Origin of the sequence: Coprobacter tertius (assembly GCF_024330105.1) — a bacterium.
In the GTDB taxonomy this organism is placed as follows: Bacteria; Bacteroidota; Bacteroidia; order Bacteroidales; family Coprobacteraceae; genus Coprobacter; species Coprobacter tertius.
On the sequence record NZ_JANDHW010000001.1, the window covers coordinates 240,480 to 266,092 of the forward strand.

The window sequence follows — 25,613 nt, forward strand, 5'->3', positions numbered from 1 at the left end:
CTGATGAATTTTAATTTGAAAACTTTTACGGAAGGGATACGCAATTTTTTATCCCGCTATTTAAATATGAATTCCGACCGAGAGAACGAAGAGGCGACTGTGCAGGCTATACGTGACGGAATAGAATTTAAGGGTGCGACTGTATGGATTCTTATTTGTGCTATATTTATCGCTTCGTTGGGTTTGAATACCAACTCAACAGCTGTTATTATCGGTGCGATGCTTATTTCACCTCTGATGGGACCGATTATGGGAATCGGATTAGGGGTGGGAATATATGATTTCGAACTGATTAAAAAATCTTTTCGGAATTTAGGTATAGCGACTTTATTCAGTGTGTTGACCTCTACTCTGTATTTTCTGATAACGCCGTTGAGCGATGCCCGGTCTGAGTTGTTGGCGCGTACGGCTCCTACGATATATGATGTTCTCATCGCTTTTTTTGGTGGTGGTGCGGGTATTGTAGCGATGGCTACTCGTCAGAAAGGCAATGTTATCCCGGGTGTTGCGATTGCTACGGCATTGATGCCGCCATTGTGTACCGCAGGTTTTGGGCTGGCTTCGGGGAACCCGGAATATTTTTTCGGAGCTTTTTATTTGTTTTTTATCAATTCGGTATTTATCGCTTTTGCTACCACTTTAGGGGTAAAACTGATGCATTTTACCAAGAAAAAATTTATAGATCCAAAGCGCGAGCTAACGGTTGAGCGTATCGTATACACGATTATAGCTCTTACAATGGCACCCAGTATAGTTCTTACTTATAATATGGTGCGGCAAAGTTATATCGAGACGGCTGCTTACCAGTTTGTAAATACACAGATGAATTTCCCTGACACACAGATATTAAGTAAGTCGGTTACGGTGCAAAATGGGCAAAGAATATTGAATGTTTCTCTTATCGGAAAAGAAGTTCCCGAAGATTCTATATTGGCTGTAGAAAGCCGTATGCCTCAATATGGACTTGAAAATGTGCGTTTGAAGGTTTCACAAGGATATCAAGATAAAGTCGATCTGAAAAGTCTTAATAGTATGATGTTTCAGGATATTTATAAAGATTCTCAGGAAAAAATCGAACGACAATTACTGTGTATCGATTCGTTAAAAACGATTGTCGGACGCCGTGAACAACTCGATTCGCTCGGTATGGAGATTGCCCCTGAACTGAAAGTACTTTTCCCAAAAATAAAGGATATTGCGATTTCTCGGATGGTATATAATGACCTCGATTCGATGAAATGTGATACGGCCATGACTGTTATTCTTACTTATAGCCGTCGTATGCCCGCAGCTGAAGCTATTCGTTTTAGAGAATGGATTGAAGCGCGCACGGGAATGAAAAATGTACGTATTCTCGAGAATTAGGTAAAAGAAAATTATATGTAAAATCCCGATAGAGAAATCGTTTACGAAATGCTATCGGGATTTTTATGTAAAGTCAGTCTTCGTTGTTTAAATATAATCGTTTCCGAATTTTACTTTTGCGTCGGTGACGAATTGACGAATGCGTTGTTCTTCGCTTTTTTTACATATAAGTAAAACATTTTCGGTATCGGCGATAATATAATCATCAAGTCCTTGTAATACGATAAGTTTTTCATCGGGAGCGGCAACAATATTGTCATTGCATTCGTATTGTAAACGTTTTCCTGGTCGTTCTGCGTTTCCCGACCGGTCTTTTGGCGAAAATTCGTATAATGAGCCCCATGTTCCCAGATCGGCCCAACCGAATTCCGAGCAAAGGACAAAAACGTTAGAGGCTTTTTCCATTAATCCGAAATCGATCGAAATATTAGGGCATGCCGCAAATTGTTCTCGTATGAAGTCTTTTTCGCCGGGTGTTCCGAAAATTCCTGCTCCAGCCTCGAATCGGTTCGATAATTCGGGTAAATGTCGCTGCAAAGCTTTTATTACCGATTGTACATTCCAGATAAAAATACCTGAGTTCCAAAAAAACTCTCCGCTTTCGAGAAATACTTTGGCTAATTCGAGATTTGGCTTTTCGGTAAATGTTTTAGCCGGTTTTATATCGCGATCGCCGTCATCATCGATTTGAATGTATCCATAACCTGTTTCAGGACGGTTGGGTTTTATTCCTAAAGTGAGTAATGCCGGATATTCAGCAACAAAATCCAACCCTTTCAATATACTTTCGGCAAAGGTATCTTCTCTTAAGATAAGGTGATCGCAAGGAGTTACGACAATATTTGCGTTCGGGTTCAATGCCTGTATATGATAAGCCGCCCATGCAATGCAGGGGGCTGTGTTACGCCGTTGAGGTTCGAGTAATATGTGGTCTTCTTCCACTTCGGGCAACTGGTCGCTTACCAGTTCTGCATACAGTTCGTTGGTAGAGATAAAAATATTTTCGGGTGGGATAATCCGGCTGAAACGGTCGTAAGTCGATTGTAGTAATGTACGGCCGGTTCCGAAGAAATCGAGAAATTGTTTTGGCCGGTCGGTACGGCTGAAAGGCCAGAAACGGCTACCGATTCCTCCGCTCATAATCACACAATATCTATCTTTCATGGGTAATAAAATTAAATACGAAATAAAGCAGGATAGAGGCTTGTAATTATCCCACATCCGACTTCTAAAAAAATTTTATTTCATCAGCTAAGATAAGTAATATTTTAAAGTAACGGCCGAAAAAAATCTTTTTTAATGAAAAGTTATATAAACCTGCATTTGTATTTCACATTTTATTTTTCGGGCCTGTTTTTTGTATTTTCGGATTTATCGATTCTAAAAAAACAAGAAATAGTTTTGCAATATTCAAAAGATTTTTTACATTTGCACCGCCTTTACGCCCAGATGGCGGAATTGGTAGACGCGCTGGTCTCAAACACCAGTGGATTCACTTCCATGCCGGTTCGATCCCGGCTCTGGGTACTATCGTGAAATAACCTACTGAAATTCAGTAGGTTATTTTTTATATATATTCCAATTTAGAACCTTTTTATTTTTTGTGATGATATTAATAATATCTGGAAAGGTCTTATTAGATGTAAAATCAAAGTAGTATTAAATTTCTATTCATAACGTCATTTCTTATTTAAGATAAAACGGTTGATGAAATTATTTTTTTCCTTATTTTAATCCAGGTCGCTTTTTTCCATAACCATTCTAATGGCCCTTGGCGATGTGAATGAAGCCACCAAAGACAGAAAAAGTATTGTAAAAGGAATACGCATACTCCCATAAGAAAACTTACTGTAATTCCTGTATATCGGTAAAGTTCCAATCCCCAATTGTAGAATAAAAATCCTCCGATGAAAGATTGCGATAGATAGTTTGTTAAACTCATACGTCCATATGGTGCTAAAAGATGCAGAATGCGTTTAAACTTCGTTAGGTAATAAAGAAGAATTATCCCGGCAAACAGTATGCCTGTATAGGCAATATTCGAAAGTGACTGTAGCAGGAGGGTAGAAGGTACGAGCAGCGACTCTCGACTTATAAAATCGGGGAGTACGGATATTAATCCATATAGCGGGAAAAAAGTTATAGTGGCTATGATGAAAGCTATCATCCAGAATTTAATGTTTTTCTCCGAAAAGAGGAACAGATAATTGCGTCCTATTAACATACCGATCATAAATAATCCTGCAGTTTGAGTAATTCTTCCGTGTAATAGCATCCAGCCCATATTGGCTATATTGCCTGTCCAAATTGCAGTTTTACACATTTCGAAGAATGAAGCTTCTTTTTGTGCTGCATTAACCATCTCCCAATAAGGTGCATCGAGTTGCGCATTAATAATATATTCGGGGTGTATGAGGGCATAAATTATTTGTCCCCATTCAATGGGTTGCAGTAAAAGTATAATCGCTATTATTAAAACTGTGCGGGAAGAGAGGCGACATACTGCAATCAGTACATAGCCGAGTAACGCATAAAGAACTAATATTTCTCCGGGGAATAAAGCTGAATTGATACATGCTATAAAAAAAAGTAATACTAATCGCCATGCGAACCGTCTTCGAAAATCTTTTCCTTTTTCTTTTTGAGAGTTGTCTTGAATAAAAAAGCTGAATCCGAAAAGCAATGCGAAAATACAGTAGGCTTTTCCCGAAAAATTAAAAAACACGCTATCCCAGATTATTCTGTCTGTAAATAGTAAAAAGTTGTTGGTTTCTATCGGATGGCTATTGAGGCTAAATCGTTCGATAAAATGGATCAGGGTAATACCTAATACGGCAAAACCTCGTAATACATCTGCTACTTCTATACGATTGGTTTTAGTAAGCATAGTAGATGAATTCATGCATTATTAATTTTAAAATGTTAATATACTCTTTATTCGCGTTGCAAATTTATTATAAACCTTTTATATTCCTTGAAATAGATTTAATAAATAATGAAATAATAATTTATAATGGCTATTCATTTTTTGTATTGATTTCATGACAAAGGTATAAATAAGTAAATGAATTTAATACAATTAAAATCACCTGTATTAATGTAGAATATGCCCGATAATAAATAAGCTTATCTTAATTCTTTCGTTATTTTTTAGTTCAAAAAATTATAAGTTGGCTGATATAAGGTTTTTCATGTAAGATTTATTGTAAAAATATATTTTTATGTGTCTATCGAGCCTACCTATCTTTTTTATCTATTATAGATGTAATCTGCCGGTGAGATAAAATGATGTTGTCTTATTTCAGGTTAGAAATGTGAGGGGTGGGTAAATAATCGATACTATATATTGTAATGAAAGTAGCTGCTGTTAAAGGAAGAATCGCTCGGGGAAAACCATATTGCTTTATTCTAAAAAAAAGAGAATATTTGTCATCTATATCCTCCTTTTTTTATTACTGGTAGTAATTTTTGATCGTTTATTTACTTGCAAAAGATAACGGTTATGAAAAATATAAATTTATTTGGGGTAATTTATTTTTTATTATATCGTTATATTCTTTTTCATCCCCAATGATATTTTTCAACCGATCATTAATCATTTTCAGGTGAAGAGTTTCATCGGCAATAAGCTTGGTCAGCAACTGCCGGGTGATATTTACCGAATCTGTGGTTTCGATTAGATAAGTTTTTATTGATTTATAAAACTTTATGGTCTCAATTTCGGCCTGGGCGGCTAAAATAAGAGCTTCCGAGGCATTTGTTCCCAGTTTTATATTTTTGTTATCGAAAGGTTGTGGTAATTTCCCACCTAATGCTACAATAGCATCTCTTACCGAAGCGAAATGTTTCATTTCTACTAATGCAATACCAAGCATTAGTTCTCCTATCTCATCGAATAGAGCCTCTTGTTGCGTATATTGTAGAATTGATGAAATTTCGGAATATTCGGCATTCTCAATCGCCGGATAGAACCATTCGGGTTTTACACCGTCGTTGGGTTTTAGATCTGCGGGTTCGGGCCATTCTACTTCGGTTTGTGAGTATTTCAGTACGTCGACCAAAGAATCGGCCATTCTATCAATGTAATTTATCATACCGTTCTGTTTTTATATTATAATCTTATAACAGTTTCTACAGTATTTGGTTTTTGAAAATATTTTTATTATCTGGCTTATGCGATTATTATTTTGAAAAAACAAAAATCGTATAAGAGAACGGGGCTATTTCGTACGCCTGCTTTCCCGATTTTTTTATTTCTTTTCCTTCAGGAGTGATTCGTTTCGGTTGGTCGGGAGTATTTATGTCATTCGGATTTCCAGATAATGTGATGGTTTTTGCTTTTTTTATTTTCCCGAATCCGTTTATAGTAAGGTCTGCCGATACAGAAGATTTTTCTGTATTTACAATATGTAAAACCAGTTCTTTGCCGTTTTCACTACGAGTCGCTGTAACGTCGAGTTTCTTTTCTTTACCTTCGACGTTGCTGTATACTCTTAATGGCTGATGTGTTTCTGCTGCCATTTGTTGGGCATAATAAGGCGGCATTCCCCATACTTGCGATGGGGTGAAAAATATTTGTCCCTGGTCCCATCCGTTATCATTTTGCCGATATGGCTGCAGAGCATTGGCAGCACAAGAAGTTAGTAGAAAATCTCCTATACGCCGGTTGGTATTCATAATTGTCGCATGGCCCAATGCGCGTTGCATATTATGAGTATTGCCGTTTTCTTCGAAAATAGCACATTTCATAGTTGTGTTTTTATCCCACTTTTTGAATAGGTTGCGCATACATATCAACTCTTTTTCTACTCTTTCTCCCGAGTTTGCGTCATCGGCCCAAGGATGATAATCCCAGTAAGCAGCTTTGCCATTGAGAGCATGGAAGACCCGCTCCATATTAGGAGAGTTAGGCCGCCACCAGGCTGCATTGATAAATACCACTGAGGTGTCTTTCGAGCGTATGGCTTCGTATATTTCGTTAAAACGGTCTATGTAATGATCGTATCCAGCAGCATCGTCGCTGTGGATAACTTCTTCGTTGCCGATTTCGATATATTTTACGCCGTAAGGTTTCGGATGCCCGTTTTGGGCTCTTATTTTCCCCCATTTCGTATCGGTAGAACCGTTCAGATATTCAATCATGTCGGCTGCGTCTTCAGCGGTTTCTTCAATATTGATTGCAAAAGACGGAGTAAAACCGGCAGCTTCACAGAATTGCAGAAAATCTTCGATACCGAAGCCATTTGTCGAGTAAGAGTACCAATGTCCTCGGTAAGGTGGCCGTTTATCCCGGTCTCCGATCATTTTTTTAAATCGGTATTCGGGTGCATTTACCATCGTACCTCCATATCGTAAAAAGTTAAGACCTTGATTTACAATGGCTTGTCCTATGTCGTTTCTAAAAGGGAGTCCTTTAAATTGATATTTCCCCGTCGACATTAAAGTAACCTGATCAATCCAAAGCTTTCCGGGTTTGTCTATAAAAATTGTGAAACGGGCGTTGGTATCGTTATTATTCGATGTGAGTTCGAAAGAATATTTGTTCCATTTTTCGTTAACTCCGTTGATTTTGTAGCGTGCATATTCTTTTTTTCCATCGTTACTTTGAAGGGCTACGGTAACATTTCCTTTTAGATTAGGGCTTTTCAAATAGAGCCGACCTTTAAAAGTCTGCCCTTTATTTACTGCAATGCCCCAGCGGTTGAGGCTGGAGTTGCTGATACCGATCGAGCCGTTACCAGAGATATATTCTATGACTTGTGAGTTTTTGCCGTTATAAGCATCGTAGGTATCGAGAAAGAAAGAGAACGAGACATTTTTATTTTTTACAGCATCCCACCGGTCACTTATTTGTGGTTGGGGAATAGTTGTGAAAGTTAATGTTTCCGATGAGTTATCAGAGCTCACTTTTACATTGCGGAATTTTACGTTCGAATTCCAGGTTCGAAGTGCAATTTTTCCATTTTTCAGTGACTCGTCATAGTCGTCGAATGTATAAATGATTTTGTTATTCAGGAAAACTCTTATTTTACCGTTATGCATTGCCGCTTTCAGGAGATTCCATTCTTTCGGATTGCAGTTTATCGGGACTTCTTTTATCGGGGCGAAATTATTTTTATGTTTTCCGATAACGATCTTTTTTCCATCGGCCGATAAGCTTACTTCATAACCGTAAAAACGATCGGCTCCATTACCCGGCTTCGTAACGCGTAATAACAACCCTGCATTTTCTCCGTCGTTCTCGAATTTTATTTCTGTTTCAACTGTACCGGTATCGAGTAGTATTGGGTCATATACCAGTTTGGCACCTGCATGACGGGATACCGATAATTCTCTCGATGTGACATTCCAGTTTCCTTCATAAGGTGTAAAATGCTTGAATTTGGGTTGAGGAACTGGTTCTTCGAAACTTTCGCCAAATATACGTTGATCATACAATCCTCCATATATTTCATGGTTTACATCTTCTATGCATGCGCCATAAAGATAAGGGATAATGCGATTCTCGGTTTTAGCTGCGTCAACCGTAATTCTTACTTGTGCCTCTAATGAAAAAGACAGACATGTCAAAATAATTAGTAGGATTCTTTGTTTTGAGAATTTTGTTCTCATGATATAATTGTTTTTGAACATATTTTTTGCGATATCGAAAAGCATTTGTAATGAAAGTGTATATAAGATACTATTAATAACCGGCTTTCACCGAATATGAAGTTCTGGTATATGCTTTATTTTTGCAAAGATAGGAGAATTACATGTTTTAGATGTATACCGGTAGGTATGTTTTTAAACATATACCAGTTCGTACCAGTTCGAATGTTTTTGTGTATTTTTGAATAAAAATATATTTTTATGAATGAATCGAAATATAAACAGGTTGTTAATTATGTTATCGAAGGGATTTGTAAAGGTACTTACAAAAAAGGAGATTGGATTCCTTCGATTAATGACTTCAGAAAACTGTTCGGATTATCTCGGGATACTGTTTTTGCCGGTATTCGGGAATTGAAATCTAAGGGTATTATCGGTTCCAATCCTGGTGTTGGGTATTATATTATGAGCACACGGGTTTCGTCGGTACATAATATTTTTTTATTATTCAACGAATTCAATGAATTTAAAGAAGATTTATATAATTCTTTTATGGATTCGGTTGGAAAGTCGGCTCATGTCGATCTTTATTTTCATAATTATAACCGAAAAGTTTTCGAGACATTAATAAATGAAGCGAATGATAAATATACTTCTTATGTTATTATGCCGGGGAAATTCGAAGGAATAGGATCTTTGTTATCTTCATTGTCGGGAAATGTTTATTTGTTAGATCATTTCCATCCCGAATTAAAGGGGAAGTATTCTTCGGTTGCTCAAAATTTCGAGAAAGATACGTACGAAGCATTGGTTTCGGGGTTAGGGTATCTCAGAAAATACAAACGAATCATTATGGTACAGAAAGATCGTAAAGAACCGGTTGAAAGGTACACGGGATTGCGTATTTTTTGTACCGAATACGATTTTATACATCGTTATATCGGTACAACTCACGAACGCATTATAAAAGAAGGGGACGTTTTTATGGTGGTAAACGACAGAGACCTTGTAGATTTATTGAAACAAGCGTCGAAGCAAAATCTTACGCCCGGTAAAGAGTTTGGCATTATATCTTATAACGATACTCCCCTTAAAGAAATTTTGGCAGGAGGAATTACTACCTTATCGACTGATTTTAAACAAATGGGACGTACGATGGCCGCACTTATAAACAAGAAAACGATCGAGACAATCGAAAATCCGTGGAAACTTGATATCCGTAAATCGTTATAAAAATGGGATCTTTTAGGGAAGAAGATATTTTATTGAATTTATATTTTTGGATGTGGAGGGAATATGATTAAAAAAAAGGATTTCGGTAGCTTGAAAATCGGAGTGTATTTTTTGTAGGTATATTCACTTCCCGATTCAATTAGTATCTTTACTTCCTGTAATGAAATGAGAGACTATTTAGAAAGAGAAAAAAGAAGTTACTCCAGATTCAAGTCGTTTTGCGTTGAATTTTCATAGAGAATTACTTATTTATATTGAAACATTCCTATATATGTATTGGCCTCTTTTTTTTACATTCGTGAAAATCGGTATGTTTACAATCGTGGCGGATATGCTATGATTCCGCTCATCGAACGGGAAATCGTTGCTTGCGGATGGTTGGGAAAAAATGATTTTATCGATCTTTTACAGTGACACAATCTCTTCCGGGAGTTTTTGCGGTGAATATATCTATTTCTGTCGGTTACAAACTTAATAAACTGCCGAAAAGTTTGTTTTGTACGCTGGGCTCTATTTTGCCGCGTCTTTTCTTTTGTTATGAAAATACAATATACATCCGATATTGATAATTTGTATAGCCGGCTAATATTTTACTGGTAAACGTAAATTATCGGGTAAAGGCTCTATTTGATTTCGAATCGTACTGTCATCTCATATCGTAGTTTAATGGTTCTGAAATTATTCCAATGATTATCTTCCGTAAAAGATATATTACTGTTCAATGAGATTTGTGGTTGGAAAAAATATTGATTTTTGTCATCTATCTCGGTAATGCGTAATACGTCGCCCAATTGTTTTCCCAGAGCACTCGTTAGAGATTCTGCTTTAGATTTGGCGGCTTTTAATGCGGCGATTTTTCCTTTAATACGATAATCGGCTATATTTTTGTTTTTCAATTCGCCGATTCTCATCGTTTGTATTCCTTTTGTGTCAATATTCTTAACAATTTTATCGATGGTTCCGAAATCTTTTACCGTGATATCGAAATTTTTACTGATCAGAAAATCTTTTCCTTCTTCCCGCCAATAGTCTCCGATTTGTTGAATATGGATATCTTGTTTCCTGATACCGGCAGTCTGGAGAACTTGCATTAAATTTTTTTCAATTTCAGAGAGCGGTACTTTGGTTTTGTAGTTTTCTGGTTTATTCTTTTTCTCGAATTCTTCTTTCCAATATTCTCTTATTTGTATAATAAAGTGTATTTCATCGGGGATGACCTCTGTTTCAGAACTGCCTGTGACTTCGATATACCGTACGTTATTATCTTGTGCAAAAAGAGGGAGAGTAAAAGCTAATAGTAGAATTATGGTAGATACGATCTTTTTCATAAAGCGGTATTTGAATAGTTGATATTTTTTAATCGATGATTTTTTCCATATAAATATCGGCTCTGTTTCCTTTGTACCGAGTATTTTCGTATATGTCGACCATTTGCATACTATATGAATCTATGGCGGATAATGACTTTTCGGAAAGATTACAGGAAAGTAAGCCGCTGCCTGAAATTCCCGGGTTGCAAGTTGGCGTATCTTTGCCGATATTTTTCATGATCAGTTCTATACAATGTAAATGGCAACCGGATAGTCCCGATAGTCCCGACAAAATGTATTTATTTAGTCGCTGTTTTTCATTAAGAGTATTGAAACCGTACCATAAAAGGCATTTCGCTTTTCTTTTTGCAGCTTCGATGAAAATATCGAGATATGTTTTTCCAGATATTCCGTCCCGGTCGATTTCATACGGATCGATGTGTATCAATGAGGTCGAAGATGTCTGCGGTAACCATTCGTCTATTCCTGATAAAGAATCCCGGTTATTGAGATTTATTTTATTTTGTATATGCAGTGATTTTGCCAATTCATCGATATTTTTCAGTGCATTTTTTTCGATATCGAAGAAAATGAATGTATTGCATAATTCAGATAAAATATTTATCGCAAGCCCTGGAGAACCTAAATATTTTTGTCGGATTAATGCTGGTTTTTCTTGTCGATAATAAATAGATTTTGATAAAACCGGATTATTTGTAGTTTTTTCGATGAAATGGAAAATACCCAATTTTCGTTCTGGTGAATTGTCTAAAAGATAATCGGCATAAGCTGAGTTAGTTTCGATGTATGTTTTCGGTTTTTCGAAATTCAGGATTTCACATAATGCCAGATGTTTCCATACATCGGCCGGTTTACCGAAATGAGTATAAGGCATATCTGTTTGTTTTTAAAGGTATTGATCAAAGATAGCAAAAATGTTTGTATTTGCGTAAAAGGTGTATGACTATATATCCTCATATCGTTTTATAATGTTTTTACAAATCGGGAATTATAAATTTGAAAACGATCTTGAATAAAATTTAAGTTGTTGCTCTCAATGTAAAATGCATTATTTAGTGTCAACGACTGTTTGCCGTGAGGTTGCGTTGCGGCGGAGGGGAACCGGCTTCATCCAGGTAATGATTCTCCATATCCATTCCATCGGACCGTAATAATAACGTTTTATCCACCAGTTACTATATAATACCTGAACGGCATAAATGACAAGCCCTAAAAGCATACATTGCAGAAAACTGAGTTGTGCCGCCAGGTTGGCTCCGAATCCATAAAAAAGAAATACACCGATAAAAGATTGGGCCATGTAATTTGTTACACTCATTCGTCCCACCGGAGCGATTCGATCGAATATCTTTCGTGCATTGAAATTATTGTAGTAAAGGAGGATGAAGCAACAGATATAAATTAACATTTGGGCGAGAGATGCGTAGGAGCGGAATAAGGCTGTTCCTGTACGTAGCGCAAATCCTTCTATATCTATTGAAGAGAGTATAAGAGAGATCCCATAAAATAATACGAAAGCCGTAATGCTCATAGGAAGTACCTTTTTACTGTATTTTCTCATTTTTTCTTCGCTCTTATGTATTCCTGCACGTCCGATGAGCATACCACAAATAAAAAGTCCTATAAGTTGAGGATACCGTAGGTTATTAAATACCCATAAAAGTTTGGCTTACTGACCTTTCCATGAATTAAATTCGACAACCTCTTTTAAACTGCCGTTTGTAAATATGTCGGCGCATGTTACATATAGCTGATCCATATAGGAGACCGCAGCACTGGGTTCATTAGGTGTTTTACCACTGAGTAAAGATATAAAACTGATTATATCGGGTATTTGTAAAAAAAGTAAACCGGCAATGATAATGAGCCATTTAGAGGGTACTTTAAATAAAGGAATAAGTATAATACCTAAAATAGCATAAACTACGAAAAATTCACCCATATAGACGAGACCGTTGAGGTATCCTAATAATAGTAATATCGTTAATCTCCAAAGAAAACGCCAACGAAAATCTATCCCTTTTTCTGCTTGTGAGTCCATTTGCATAAAAAAACTCAAACCAAATAAAAGAGAAAAAATAGCATAGGCTTTACCGGCAAAAAGGAAAGATATTACAGAGTATACGCCATTATCAATCGTTTGCCATATCGGTGAATCGATGACAGGGATTGTCATCAGATCGAAATGCTCCATGCAGTGAAACATAAGAATCCCGAATAAGGCGAATCCGCGAAGTGCGTCTATTGAATTAATTCTTTTTTTAGGTATAATAGTATTGGTGTGATTCATATAAAAATATTAAATTATCGTGATGAATGAATATAAGGGTATGGGTTTTCCTCGATTATCTATTGAGTCTTGCAAATATAATGATTTTGAGTAAAAGTATTATACTTTTAGTGACTTACTGTTTTAGAGAATACATTTATGATAATTACACCTGCTATGATGAGTAAAAGGCCTATTATGGCCGGTAAATCTAAATGCTGTTTAAAAAACAAAAGCCCGATAAGAGTAATAAATACGATGCCTGCCCCCGACCAGATCGCATAGGCAATACCTACCGGTATGGCTTTCAGTACTATACTGAGACAATAGAAAGAGGCTGTGTAAGCGGCAATCGTAAATACACTGGGCCAAAATTTGGTAAACTGTTCGGATAGTTTCAGGGTAGAAGTCCCACTGATCTCGCAAAGGATCGCTAAGAGTAAAAATAAATATTGTTTCATAATCGGTATTTTTGAATGGTTCAAAGGTATGTTTTTTGTGAATGCTGTCGTCTAATCGAAGTTTTATAAAAATGTTTAAAACTTATGATAGTCGGAATAATAAAAAACAGGCTTGTATTTATTGTACAAGCCTGTTTTTTGAGAATTAGAAAAGTCGCTTATTTTACCAATACACGGTTAACATAAGAACCTATTTTTACAATATAGACTGTGTTAACTGCGAGATTTGCAGTAATTACGGTGTTATTACCGTTATAACGGCCTACTAATGCACCTTGAGTGTTATAAATACTTATAGGTAAAGATTCGATATTTCCTTTTATATACAGGTTACCGTTTGTGGCATAGGCATAAATACCTTGTTCTGCATTTGCACCGTCGATTCCCGAATCTTTAACGACTGTGAGTTTTCCGTTAGCATAAGTTACTTCATATTTAACCGAAATTCCAGGAGTAACGATAATATCGAATTGATCACCTACTTTAACAGTCGAAGGAATTTCATTTTCCAAAACAGCCGTTGGTAGGGTCAGGAAAGCGTCTCTGGCTTTATCGTCATTTACTAATCCCTCGTAGGTTAATTCGAAAGTTTCGGGAGCTTCACTGCCAATGATAAGTTCTACATCGGTAGCTTTTACGGTAAGAGGGGCTTTCGCGATATTGACTTTTATCTCTTTTTCGATACCCGACAGTTCCCCTTTAGGGCTAATATAAGCAATAATAGAAGTTACACCGGCTTGTTTAAATGTTACAGCTCCAGAAACTACTGCTGCAATGGTATATTCTTTCGGTGTGAAATAGACTTTAGCTCCTTCGTCGGTCGTGATTGTCAAAGGTACGGGTTCGTGTCCATAAGTTACGTTCAGTTCGGTTTCAGCGATCTCCAATTTCGGAGCCGTTTTTACAATTACTTTGCCATCTTCGGGAATACAATTTTTAATGTTGTAATTTTCAAGCTCCATAACGGGGAAGGTTAGCGAAGCCGTGCCTTCGGTACCAGCAGGATCAGATTTTTGAATTGTCCAGTTTACTGTAGGAAGATTTTCTCCAAAAACTGAAGCGGCATCGTCGTTATATTTGAATCCCAAATATGAGACATGAAGCGGACATTTGTCGAGGCCTATAGGTGCGATAATCTCTTTGTAGTTGTACATTGAGTTAAGGCTTTTATTAGCATATTCTACATATACCGATAGAGTTGTTTTTTTAATCGTAAGGGTTTGATCTGTAGCATATGTAATTTCATAATTTTCGGCTGCGGCTGCGGAAAGAGTTACTGCCCGTGTAGAACCTACAGTTTCGGGTTCTTTGGAAGCTGCACTGGTAACTTTTACGGGAGTTGTAAGTACAGACTCGTTTTCTTCGTTTACAAATCCGTCATATACTAAAGTATATCCGCAAGTTCCGTTCTTTACATTTGTTTCGCTTACCGAAACGCCTCGTTCACACCAGGCATCTTTAATAGAAATTTTCAGCGGTGCTTTATTTACAGTTACGTTAATAGGAGTCGACACTGCAGAAGAGAAGTTTTCGTTTGCGGATTGGTAAGCAGTGATATTGGCTGTTCCTACACCTACGGCTATCAGTTGATTATTTGTATTATCGTATTTTATCACCGATTCGTTATCCGATTTATATGTAAATGGTGCATTGCTATTAGAGGTAAATCCGATATTATCTGCTGCATCGCCGTATATAAATACGGGAGTTTCAGTTGGAGTTTCGATTTTTGCCGGTTCTCCTCTGAATGTAAAGGTATAAGTCAGTTGTTTTTCACCGGCTGTTTCGTTGCAGGTAACCGTTACCGTTTTAACGACGACACCAGTCTCTTCGGTCTGATTTATTCCTATCGATGCGGTGGCGCCATACGCGTGGGCGTTTATTTCTTTGTCTTTATCGGCATACGGCAGGAAATATTCGAAAGTATCTTCATCGAAACCACTTAACTCTTCTCCATCGAGAGTTACCGATTTCAGTTTGGTGTTATAAATGAATTTTACATCGTCTGCCCAAAGGCTATTTCCGGGTACGATTTCACTGCGATTCCAGTAATTGCATGCCGAAATAATGATATTTGCTTTCTCAGGGGCGGCAGTGTTTCCATTATACTCTACCGGAATAGAGATGCGGCTCCAGTCCTTTAATTCTTTGCTGATGATATATTCGGCTTTACCGATGAGTTGTGCATTACCGCCAGCCTCTTTTTTACCTAAAATACAAAGGTCTTGGTCCTGTACTTCTTGGGTTTCATCTGAAGTTAACCCCCCCTTGGGATTTACTGGAACGTTAGAAATGCTGGTACCTTTCCAGAAATAGGCGAGGATAAGCGCATTTTCCGGCTCTGTTCCTTCAGCCAGAGTTCTTTTATAAAATCCTACGAGTGAGTCGGGGCGGGATACGAATTCGACACCCCCGACTGTACCTCCGTCACACGCAGAGAGATCCATAATAGCGTATACCCAAGGGGTACCTAAAGTGATATAACCCGGAGCGGGAGACGTAATGCCAAGGGCTGCAACTCCAACCGATTTATTTTCCATTTTTACGGAATACCCGTCGGTTTTACCCAACCGATCGGCATCTTGTGTTACTAAAATATCCTCAACTGCAAGCAGAACTTTTTGATGCACGTTAGAAGCTTCCCATCCTTGTGGTTGAACGCCGGGACGCAGATACATACCCGGAAGCGCACCGTTTCCTTTCGTATCTTTTACCCACGGGCTGTCGAAATCGCCTTTGATATTCTGGGCATTGGCCGTTAAACTGGCAATGCCCGACAGAACGGCAACAATAAAAAGAGTAAATTTTTTGTTCATAATCTTTTTGTGTAGTTTATAAATATATATGTGTGATAAAGAAATTGCAAAGTAAAGGTATTAATTGGATAGCCACAAGGTCTAAATTTATGTATTTATGTTCTGTATTTAAGATTTTACACAAAATAGGTTAGTAAATCCGATATTATTGTTTCTTTTTTTTGTAAAAGAAGACCGGAAATAAAGAAATAGGTCTAAATAATTGAGAAATATCGTTTTGAGTATAAAAGTAGTTTGTCGAGAATTATTATAGAGATCATTAAAACTAAAGATCATTTGGTTATTTATCTATAAATTGAAAATATGGATGTATCGATTTAAAAATAATCGCATCCTTTCATGTAGTATAAACAACTTTTAATTGTTTTTTCTGTAATTATATTACATGCCTTTTTTTATTCCGGCTTTTATGAGTAATATATTCATTGGATAAGAAGTGAAAAACCCCACAAACATGGCTAATTGCATCATAAACCAAAAAGTCCATGATGTTTTTGTGAGAGGAGTTCCACTAAAAATAACGAAATGAGTGATGGCCATCCATGTATACATGCCTATTTGCCAGGCCGTTAAAGAAAGGGTATCTGCTTTTGCGGCTTTTATGAAGGCTTTTCTGGCTGAGATTTTTTCCATTTGCCTTATTGCAAAATATTGAAAATAAATACCTATGATGAGTGCGAGAATAAAATCAAGGAGCCAATTACCGATAAGAACACTTCCGCCGATACTGACAGGTATGAAGTAGGTAAACCACTCTCCGATGATATCGGCAAGAACACAACCGGCACCGCAATGCAATGTAGATAGTGTGACCGAATGCCATTGGGGGCGAGATTCGTTCATATCCATATTCATTCCATTATTTCCTATTCCTATAACCATTCTATCTTTCCTGTATCCTAACCGGAAATATGCGGGTATTGCAGCAAAACTTGCCCATAACCCGGTAAGTATCCATACGGCATTCATAATTTTCATGGGTTGCCGGTTACGGAAAAGAGAGATGGTTAGGATAAGCGATGTGAAAATGCCACCCATTACAAAAATAAACGATATCAATTGTAAAAGAGAAAACGGGCTCATTATAAACTGTTTGAATTGTATTTAAATATATGCAATAACAGCGTATTGTATATATTGGTTCGTATAAAATAAATTCATTTATGTAACCCGTTAAAATATGCGATTTTTTACAATTATGAATAAGGAATAATTTTTACCTTTGCAGGCTATGAAATCTCAGAAAAAATATAGTTACAAACAAATTCTTCATATTGCTTATCCTATTCTTATCAGTTTGGTGATGGAACAACTTATCGGGATGACCGATACGGCTTTTTTGGGACGAGTAGGAGAGATCGAGTTAGGTGCATCTGCTTTAGCAGGGGTGTATTATATGGCTATATTTATGATTGCATTCGGGTTTAGTATCGGATCGCAAATCGTTATCGGACGTCGTAACGGAGAAGGGCAATATACTCAAATAGGCAGTGTATTTTACCAGGGAATTTATTTTCTTCTTTTTCTTGCGGTAGTTATGTTTTCTCTTTCACAATATTTTTCGCCTCGGATATTGAAAAATATTATTTCCTCACCCCACGTTTACGAAGCAACAGTGAGTTATATCAACTGGAGGGTATACGGTTTCTTTTTTTCGTTTATCGGCGTTATGTTCAGAGCTTTTTTTGTAGGTACAACGCTGACAAAGACCCTTACTCTCAATTCTGTTGTCATGGTATTGTCCAATGTCGTATTCAATTATATCTTTATTTTCGGTAAATTTGGTTTTCCGGCATTGGGAATTGCCGGTGCGGCGATCGGATCGTCATTGGCCGAGTTGGTTTCAGTCTTATTTTTCGTTATATATACTTATCGTAGAGTAGATGTAAAAAAATACGGGTTGAATCATTTGCAGACATTTCGTCCTAAATTATTAAAGAGGATTCTGAATGTGTCTTTCTGGACGATGATACAAAATTTCGTTTCTCTTTCTACTTGGTTTTTGTTTTTCTTGGCGGTAGAGCATTTGGGGGAACGTCCTTTGGCTATATCCAACATCATTCGTAATGTATCGGCTTTACCTTTTATGGTCATGATTGCTTTTGCATCAACATGCAGCACGCTGATTAGTAACTTGATGGGGGCGGGAGAAAGTCGTTATGTAAAAGGTACTTTGAAACAATGTATCGGTATTACTTATATTTTTTTAATACCGCTACTTTTATTCTTTGTTTGTTTTCCGTCTTTGATTTTGCATATTTATACCGATTCTGCAGTATTGATTAAGGCTTCGATTCCGGCTCTTATGGTATTGTGTTCTTCTTATTTGCTTTCTGTTCCCGGAAATGTATATTTTCAGGCTGTTTCGGGTACCGGAAATACTCGTACCGCTTTATGGCTCGAGCTTCTGACTCTTGCGATATATATCGGATATGTCTCTGTTCTTATTTTCCATTTTAGAGTTGATGTTGCTGTTTGCTGGACAACAGAGCATATATATGCCGGATTTATCTTGTTGTTTTCCTACCTTTATTTTAAAAAAGGAAAATGGGAGGATAAACGTATTTGAAAAGTATCGATACTATAAATTTTTTCCTTGCGTGAATTCGCGGTAATGCATGGCGGTAATCCCGGTCCTTTTTTTAAAGACTGTACAAAAATAATCGGGATTCTCATAACCTACTTCATAAGCGATATTTTTTATGCTTTGTGAAGTATTGGTAAGCAATACTTTACTTTTCTGGATTCTTATTTCCTGAAGATATTGTGCCGGTGCAAAACCGGTATATTGCTTAAATATACGTCTGAACCACGAGTAACTCATATTTACCTGACGGGCGATCGCCTCGGGTTGTATAGAAGTATGCAATAACTCGTTGAAAAGTATCTTGGCTTTATTTATTTGATTGACTACTTTGAGGTCCTCGAAAGTGCAATGTCGATCGTATGAGTAGGCATAGCCGAGAATATAATTTACGATACCGGCTAACATTTGCTGGAATCCGGTATTTTGGTTTTTAGCGACATCGATGGCTTGTTTATAAAGAGTGACGATTTCATCATGTATTCCCAAATTGAAAATCGGTTTTTGTTTGCTGAAGAATCCGGTTTCTATTCTTTTATCTATGTTCACTCCATTAAATCCGATCCAGTATTCATCCCACCCTGTATTCGGATCGGGGCGGTAATTATGCCATTCTCCGGGGAAGAGTAAAATCATGTTGCCTTCTTTTATCGGGATACGTTTATGATTTGCCGACATGAAATGTCCGCTTCCCTTTGTAATATATAATAATTGATATTCATTCAGGATACGTCCTTTTTCGGTAGAGAAAAGGTAGCGGCTGGGATGGTTGCGAGGCGGATAAGTAGAATGAGGTTCCACTTGTTGGTATCCGGCGGTATTAACAGTAAGTCCCCATTGGATGTCTTGTTCGTTTGCAATCAGATATTTGATGTTTAATCCGTTTTTCATAGTATGGATTATATATGGTATATATAGAAATAAGATCCGGAATTATTTGTTTTATAATAGGTTATGTGTTGTTCTGGGGTAAAGATAGATAATTATGTCAAAATAATGTAATATGGGAATCATTTTTTTGAGTACATAAATCATTTTGTAAAATAAGAATTGATAAGTGTACTATATTTTTGTATTTGAAAAAACGTAACATCACATAATTTAATGTGCTCGTTAAAGAATATAACGACCTGACCATGAAAAATGAATTTTAACCACTCCGAAGTTTTTATCCCTTTTACCGGATGAATCGATTCCTTTTCTATTATTAAAATATTATCAAAAAAGAATACAATTAACCTTTAAAATTTTAGTATTTATGAAGTATCATTCTTCAAAGCTTGTGCGGGCAGTATTATTAAGTACTATGTTCGCATTTATAGCGTTTCTGATAGGCTGGCCTGTAACGGTCTATGCTGCAGATTCAGCTCCTAAAGTGAAAAATTTACGTGTGGAATCGTTGAAGAATCCGGTCGGAATCGATGTGGCGACTCCGCATTTCAGTTGGGCATTGGATGCATCCGAGAGGGGAACGGTACAAACGGCTTACTCTATAAGAGTTTCTACCGATGCAGCCGGGTCTAATTCTGTTTGGGATTCGGGACAGATCGATTCCGATCGTTCGGTACATGTAGAATATACCGGTAGTACATTGTCTCCTTCAACTCGGTATTATTGGCAAGTTACCGTATGGGATAACCACGGTAATCAGGTACAATCGACCGAAAATGCTTATTTCGAAACAGGATTATTGGATTCGGGATGGAGTGGTGCGCAGTGGATAAAAGCAACGACCATATCCCAGAATGGAGGTTCGGATGGTGGAGATTCGGAAGATACCGATCCCGGTGAAATAACGGATTATTCCGTTTCTGTCGATTTCGAAATAAAGGATGTTGCAGCCGGTATTTGTTTCGGAATGACCGATGCAAGTAACTTTTTTATGTGGCAAATCAATCTCGAGAGCGGCAATCCGAGATTCCGGCCTCATGCTTGGACTAATGGAAACGCTTCTTGCCTTGAGGAAAAAGACCTGACAGGGATAATCGATATACAGCCGAATACGACATATACTATGCGTATCGATATCGTAGGCGATGAAGCGAAAACATATATCGACGATGTGTTGGTCGATACCCGTAATAATCCTCGTGGAGGAAATTTCGGTTTCGGAAAATTAGGAATCCGTGCCGATAAGGCCGAGCATAGTGCAACGGTAGAACTATCGTATTTCGATAATTTTAAAGTAACTACTTCACAAGATGGAAAAGAAAAAGATCTTTTCTCAGAAGATTTCTCAAATCCCGATAATTTTGCGTTTACAGCCGGAACGGTTGAAGATGGACGATTAATGGTACAGGGAGCATCCGGTTCGGTATATTCTTGGCAAAAAGAAGTTACCGAATGGGCCGATGTAACCGATTATACCATATCGGTAGATTTCGAAATTGTAGATGTCGCTGCGGGAATCTGTTTCGGGCAAATCGACGATCAGAATTTTTATATGTGGCAAGTGAACATCGAAAAAGGATTCCCCCGTTTGCGTCCGCATTCCTGGAAGGGGGGTAATGGGGCTTGTCATGATAATGTCGACCTTACCGACTTAATAAATATCGAAAAGAATAAAGTATATACGATGCGTATCGAAGTTAAAGGTACAGAGGCAAAAACCTATATCGATGATATTCTCGTAGATACTCGCGAAAATCCGCGCGGTGGCAATTATGGCTGTGGCAAATTAGGTATTCGTGCCGATAGAGCAGAAGAAAGTGAAACGGTCGATTTAGCTTATTACGATAATTTTAGAATGACTACCGAAAAAGAAGGAAAAGAAGAAATCTTGTTTGCCGAGAATTTTTCCGATCCTGCTAATTATGCGTTTAACGGAGGTACGGTCGAAGAAGGACGTTTGAAAGTGGAAGGTGCTTTCGGAACTGTATATGTTTGGCAGAAAAAAATAGAACCCGATCTCGATGTTATTTCCGATTATTCAGTTTCGGTAGATTTCGAGGTAAAGGATATTGCGGCTGGAATTTGTTTCGGACAAACCGATGCCTCAAATTTTTATATGTGGCAGATTAATATCGAAAAGGGTTACCCCCTTTTGCGCCCGCATTCTTGGAGAGGCGGCAATGGGGCTTGCCATGATAATGTAAATCTTACCGATATAGTCGATATACAAGCCGGACAAGTTTATAATATGCGTATCGATGTAACCGGAAACGTTGCTAAAACTTATATCGACGGTAAGTTGATCGATACCCGTGAAAATCCGAGGGGCGGCAATTATGGGTATGGCCTGGTAGGAATTAGGGCCGATAAAGCTGAAGCAAGTTCTACATTGGAAGCTGCCTATTACGACAACTTTAAAGTAACGACAGTTACCGGAGGGCAGGAAGTAGAATTGTTCTCGGAAGATTTCTCTGATGCAGGCAATTTCAAATTCACGAAAGGAACTGTCGAAGATGGTCGTCTTTATGTATTGGGAGCGTTCATGTCAGTATATTCTTGGCAGATTTCTGATAAAAAGTCTTCCGATAAATATACGATAGAAATGGATATGACATTGATTAAAGATAATGCAGGTATCATATTCTCGGCCAAAAATACGCAGAATATGTATATGTGGGCGGTAAATACCCATGATGATGCCAATGCACCGTTATTACGTCGTCATATTTATACGGGCGGAAACCCCAATTACAGTGATGTTAATATCGGTAGTTTTTATTCGAAAGCTGATTTACTGAATACCGAAAGACATCTGAAGATAGAAGTAGCCGAGGGAATCGTTAAAACTTATATCGATGATGTATTGGTGGATACATTTAAAGATACCGATGCAAATTTACATAACGGATTTATCGGATTCAGAGCTTATGTTGGCAATAATACCGATGAAATCGCTTATTTTGATAATGTAAAGGTTACCACTTATACGACTGTCGAGGGGGTGGAAACTTCAAAAGTAACCTTCTCTGAAAATTTCGAAGACGCTTCGACTCAATTTGAAGATGGGGAAGTTATCGATGTTGACGGAAACAAAAAATTGAAAATGTATTCCCGTAACGGAGATACTCGTATTTTGCAAAATTCTTCAATGGGTATCCCGATGTTCCGCAAAGAGTTCAATGTCGCTCGTGAAGTAAAATCGGCTAAGATTTATTCTTCGGGTTTGGGTGTATACGATATTTTCATTAACGGAGATCGTGTAGGGCATTTGCAGTCGGATAATTCGATGATTTTTGATGAGTTGAAACCCGGTTGGACCGATTATTCAAAAGAGATATTCTACACGACTTATGATGTAACTCAGTTACTCAAACAAGGCCAGAATGCAATAGGAGCCCAGGTTTCATCGGGATGGTGGAATGGAGACATTGCACATAGCGAGTATGGAAGTCCCGAACTCGGTTTTATTGCAAAGCTTCTGATAGAGTATACCGATGGTTCCAACGAAACTGTTGTAACAGATCTTACCTGGTTGTCTTCTACCGATGGACCTGTAATGAAGGGTGATATATATCACGGAGAAAGTTACGATGCTCGCAAAGAGAAAGACTGGTCGGTTGCCGGGTTCGATGCTTCGCAATGGTATAAAACGGCTGTTAATACCGATTTCAGAGGAAAAATTTCTGCATTTGTAGGTCCTGCGGTAAGAGTCCGTGACGAATTGCGTCGCGAACCGCAAACAATTACAGTTTATGAAGGGGCAAAAGAAACCGGAACTGCTTACGGAATGATTAATGTAGTGAAAACTATCGATGGAAAGGGAACTGTACTGCTTAAAAAAGGTCAGACGGTTGTTTATGATCTGGGACAAAATATGGTCGGCTGGGTGCGTTTTACCGCCAAAGGTGAAGCCGGAACGAAGATGAAATTCCGTTTCGGTGAGATGTTGAACGATAAAGGCGATACTAAACGTGGTGACGATGGCCCCGGAGGGAGTATTTATACAATTAACCTGAGAAATGCCAAGGCAACGATGTATTATACGCTCAAAGGCGATGAAGCTGGTGAGACATATAATCCTTCGACGACATTTTTCGGATTCCGTTACTGTGAAGTAACTGCCACGCAGGAGGTAGAGATAAGTGCTCTTACCGGAGAAGTAGTCGGCTCTGTAACAGAAGAAGGTTCTTCTTTCGAGACCAGTCATTCTGCTGTTAACCAGTTGTATCAGAATGTAATTTGGGGACAAAGAGGTAACTTCCTGAGTATTCCTACGGATTGTCCGCAACGTGACGAACGTCTCGGATGGACGGGTGATACGCAGATTTTCTCTCGTGCAGCTACTTATAATGCCGATGTAAAAGCATTCTATCACAAATGGATGGGTGATATGAGAAACAGTCAGCGCAATGACGGTGCATATCCCGATGTGGCTCCGCATGCATGGGTAGGCTATGGGAATGCAGCTTGGGCAGAAGCCGGACTTGTTGTTCCCTGGACCGTTTATTTGATGTATGGAGATAAATCGATTTTGGAAGAAAATTATGAATCGATGGAGAAATACATGGGATTCCTTGCCAATCAGAAGGGCGACGGTTATGAATATAATGGTGCTGGTACGAATTATGGAGACTGGGTTGCATTCGAGTCTACCGATTCGAGATACGTTAGTGTTTGTTATTATGCTTATGCAGCGCAACTGATGGAGAAAATATCGTTAGCGTTGAGCACTTCTCCGGATGATGAGTATGCCGTGAAAGCCGAAGAGTATAAAAACTTGTATGGTAAAATTAAAGAAGAATTCCAAAAAAGATATACCCAACCAAGTGGTTTATTGAGGCTTACCTCGCAAACGTCTTATTTGTTGGCACTGAAATTAGATCTTTTCCCCACTGAGACGGCAAAAGAGAAAGGATTGGCAAATTTGAATTATATAATTAAACAGAACGGGAATAAATTAAAGACCGGATTTGTCGGAACAGGTATCCTGAATCAGACTCTCAGCCAATTAGGTGCAGACGGTACTGCATATAATCTACTGTTACAACGGGAAAATCCGTCTTGGTTATACAGTGTCGACCAAGGGGCGACTACTATTTGGGAACGTTGGGATTCTTACACTAAAGAACGCGGGTTCCATTCAGATATTACGATGAATTCGTTTAATCACTATTCATATGGAGCTGTTTCTGAATGGATGTATCGTTATGTAGCCGGTATCGAAGCTGATGAATCCAACCCCGGATTTAAGAATGTAATTCTTCAACCGACTCCCGATAATCGTACATCCTTCCCCGATGGCCAAGAACGTATTACGTGGGCAAAAGCGACTTATAATTCTTATTATGGAGATATAAAGAGTGCTTGGACGCGTAAAGACGATGGACGTATTACCTATACCGCAACGATTCCGGCCAATACAACCGCTACCTTATATTTGCCGGTAGTTTCAGAAAACGATGAAATCTTCGAAAGCGGTAAGCCTGTGGCCGAAGCCGAAGGTGTGACATTTGTAGAAATAAAAGACGGTAAAGCGAAATATGAGCTGAAATCGGGAACTTATAACTTCGATGTAAATCCCGGAGAGGAAGACGCTGTGAAAAGTGAAACGAAATTTTTCTCGGTTTATCCCAATCCTGTGGAACAAATGTTGAATATTGCAACCGATGAAGAAATACAGCAAATAATCGTCGTTGATTCTACTGGAAAAGCGGTACATGTACAAAGTGATAATACTCCGATAGACTCATCACGGTGGTCGTCGGGTATCTATCTCGTTAAGGTAATTACCGGTGAGAAAACACGGGCGGTAAAAGTGCTTAAAAAGTAAAGCAGTGTAAATTTTTATATAAGAAGAAAAGGGGATACCGAAACTTCGGTATCCCCTTTTCTTAAGCTGAAATTAAGGAAAAATAATAGGAGAATAGACAGTTCTGAAAATTTTCATATCTTTGCGTCGGAGAGTGGATATCGGGATATTTTAGTTTTACCGTTTCTCTTTTTTTAATGTTTTGCTTTAAATTATTTCGCATATATATTGATGAATTTCAAAATGAGATATTTTTATGCGAT

16 protein-coding genes, 1 tRNA gene and 1 pseudogene are annotated in these 25,613 nt (G+C 37.9%); 6 read left to right on the forward strand and 12 right to left on the reverse strand.

Features of this window, described 5'->3' with window-relative positions; translation table 11 throughout:
• Nucleotides 1-3 precede the first annotated feature (3 nt).
• The gene (locus NMU02_RS00910) at nt 4-1,365 is read left to right on the forward strand and encodes a DUF389 domain-containing protein (protein ID WP_255025184.1); all 1,362 of its coding nucleotides are present in this window, start codon (nt 4-6) and stop codon (nt 1,363-1,365) included.
• A gap of 87 nt (nt 1,366-1,452) precedes the next feature.
• On the opposite strand, the gene NMU02_RS00915 is transcribed toward NMU02_RS00910, so the two are convergent.
• Nucleotides 1,453-2,529 carry a mannose-1-phosphate guanylyltransferase gene (locus tag NMU02_RS00915; protein WP_255025185.1) on the reverse strand — a complete coding sequence of 359 codons (1,077 nt, stop codon included), beginning with the start codon at nt 2,527-2,529 and terminating at the stop codon, nt 1,453-1,455.
• A 279-nt stretch (nt 2,530-2,808) separates the two neighbouring features.
• Here NMU02_RS00915 and NMU02_RS00920 point away from each other — a divergent pair.
• A tRNA-Leu gene (locus NMU02_RS00920) sits at nt 2,809-2,892 on the forward strand.
• A gap of 163 nt (nt 2,893-3,055) precedes the next feature.
• Here NMU02_RS00920 and NMU02_RS00925 read toward each other — a convergent pair.
• From NMU02_RS00925 to NMU02_RS00935, 3 genes are all read right to left on the reverse strand, one after another.
• The gene (locus NMU02_RS00925) at nt 3,056-4,267 is read right to left on the reverse strand and encodes a DUF418 domain-containing protein (RefSeq protein ID WP_255025187.1); all 1,212 of its coding nucleotides are present in this window, start codon (nt 4,265-4,267) and stop codon (nt 3,056-3,058) included.
• Between the two features lie 598 nt (nt 4,268-4,865).
• On the reverse strand, nt 4,866-5,459 hold the full coding sequence (locus NMU02_RS00930) for a ferritin-like domain-containing protein (RefSeq protein WP_255025188.1): 594 nt from the start codon (nt 5,457-5,459) through the stop codon (nt 4,866-4,868).
• An 88-nt stretch (nt 5,460-5,547) separates the two neighbouring features.
• Complete coding sequence (locus NMU02_RS00935; RefSeq protein WP_255025192.1) at nt 5,548-7,977, reverse strand: alpha-L-arabinofuranosidase family protein; 2,430 nt, start codon at nt 7,975-7,977, stop codon at nt 5,548-5,550.
• A gap of 234 nt (nt 7,978-8,211) precedes the next feature.
• On the opposite strand from NMU02_RS00935, the gene NMU02_RS00940 reads away from it, so the two are divergent.
• Complete coding sequence (locus tag NMU02_RS00940) at nt 8,212-9,189, forward strand: GntR family transcriptional regulator (RefSeq protein WP_354003099.1); 978 nt, start codon at nt 8,212-8,214, stop codon at nt 9,187-9,189.
• 271 nt (nt 9,190-9,460) lie between these two features.
• Nucleotides 9,461-9,710 (forward strand): annotated as a pseudogene (locus NMU02_RS00945) (chromate transporter); the annotation flags it as partial.
• A 102-nt stretch (nt 9,711-9,812) separates the two neighbouring features.
• Here NMU02_RS00945 and NMU02_RS00950 read toward each other — a convergent pair.
• The 7 genes from NMU02_RS00950 to NMU02_RS00980 form a co-directional block, all read right to left on the reverse strand.
• Nucleotides 9,813-10,517 (reverse strand): SIMPL domain-containing protein, encoded by a 705-nt coding sequence (locus NMU02_RS00950; RefSeq protein ID WP_255025198.1) that lies wholly within the window; start codon nt 10,515-10,517, stop codon nt 9,813-9,815.
• A gap of 28 nt (nt 10,518-10,545) precedes the next feature.
• Complete coding sequence (locus NMU02_RS00955) at nt 10,546-11,394, reverse strand: 23S rRNA (adenine(2030)-N(6))-methyltransferase RlmJ (RefSeq protein ID WP_255025199.1); 849 nt, start codon at nt 11,392-11,394, stop codon at nt 10,546-10,548.
• A gap of 174 nt (nt 11,395-11,568) precedes the next feature.
• Complete coding sequence (locus tag NMU02_RS00960; RefSeq protein ID WP_255025200.1) at nt 11,569-12,123, reverse strand: DUF418 domain-containing protein; 555 nt, start codon at nt 12,121-12,123, stop codon at nt 11,569-11,571.
• Nucleotides 12,124-12,189: 66 nt separating this feature from the next.
• Nucleotides 12,190-12,810, reverse strand: a complete 621-nt coding sequence (locus tag NMU02_RS00965; protein WP_255025201.1) for a DUF418 domain-containing protein — start codon at nt 12,808-12,810, stop codon at nt 12,190-12,192.
• A gap of 107 nt (nt 12,811-12,917) precedes the next feature.
• On the reverse strand, nt 12,918-13,250 hold the full coding sequence (locus NMU02_RS00970; RefSeq protein WP_255025203.1) for a DMT family transporter: 333 nt from the start codon (nt 13,248-13,250) through the stop codon (nt 12,918-12,920).
• 158 nt (nt 13,251-13,408) lie between these two features.
• Nucleotides 13,409-16,066, reverse strand: coding sequence for an MBG domain-containing protein (locus NMU02_RS00975; protein ID WP_255025204.1), 2,658 nt, complete (start codon nt 16,064-16,066; stop codon nt 13,409-13,411).
• A gap of 381 nt (nt 16,067-16,447) precedes the next feature.
• Nucleotides 16,448-17,149 (reverse strand): DUF4396 domain-containing protein, encoded by a 702-nt coding sequence (locus tag NMU02_RS00980; protein ID WP_435521999.1) that lies wholly within the window; start codon nt 17,147-17,149, stop codon nt 16,448-16,450.
• Nucleotides 17,150-17,297: 148 nt separating this feature from the next.
• Between NMU02_RS00980 and NMU02_RS00985 the strand changes: the two genes are divergently transcribed.
• On the forward strand, nt 17,298-18,635 hold the full coding sequence (locus tag NMU02_RS00985) for an MATE family efflux transporter (RefSeq protein ID WP_255025205.1): 1,338 nt from the start codon (nt 17,298-17,300) through the stop codon (nt 18,633-18,635).
• A gap of 12 nt (nt 18,636-18,647) precedes the next feature.
• Here the strand turns inward: NMU02_RS00985 and NMU02_RS00990 are convergent, their stop codons facing one another.
• A complete protein-coding gene (locus tag NMU02_RS00990) occupies nt 18,648-19,541 on the reverse strand; it encodes an AraC family transcriptional regulator (RefSeq protein ID WP_255025206.1) in 894 nt (297 codons plus the stop codon).
• A 367-nt stretch (nt 19,542-19,908) separates the two neighbouring features.
• On the opposite strand from NMU02_RS00990, the gene NMU02_RS00995 reads away from it, so the two are divergent.
• The gene (locus tag NMU02_RS00995; RefSeq protein WP_255025207.1) at nt 19,909-25,371 is read left to right on the forward strand and encodes a family 78 glycoside hydrolase catalytic domain; all 5,463 of its coding nucleotides are present in this window, start codon (nt 19,909-19,911) and stop codon (nt 25,369-25,371) included.
• The last annotated feature ends 242 nt before the right edge of the window (nt 25,372-25,613 follow it).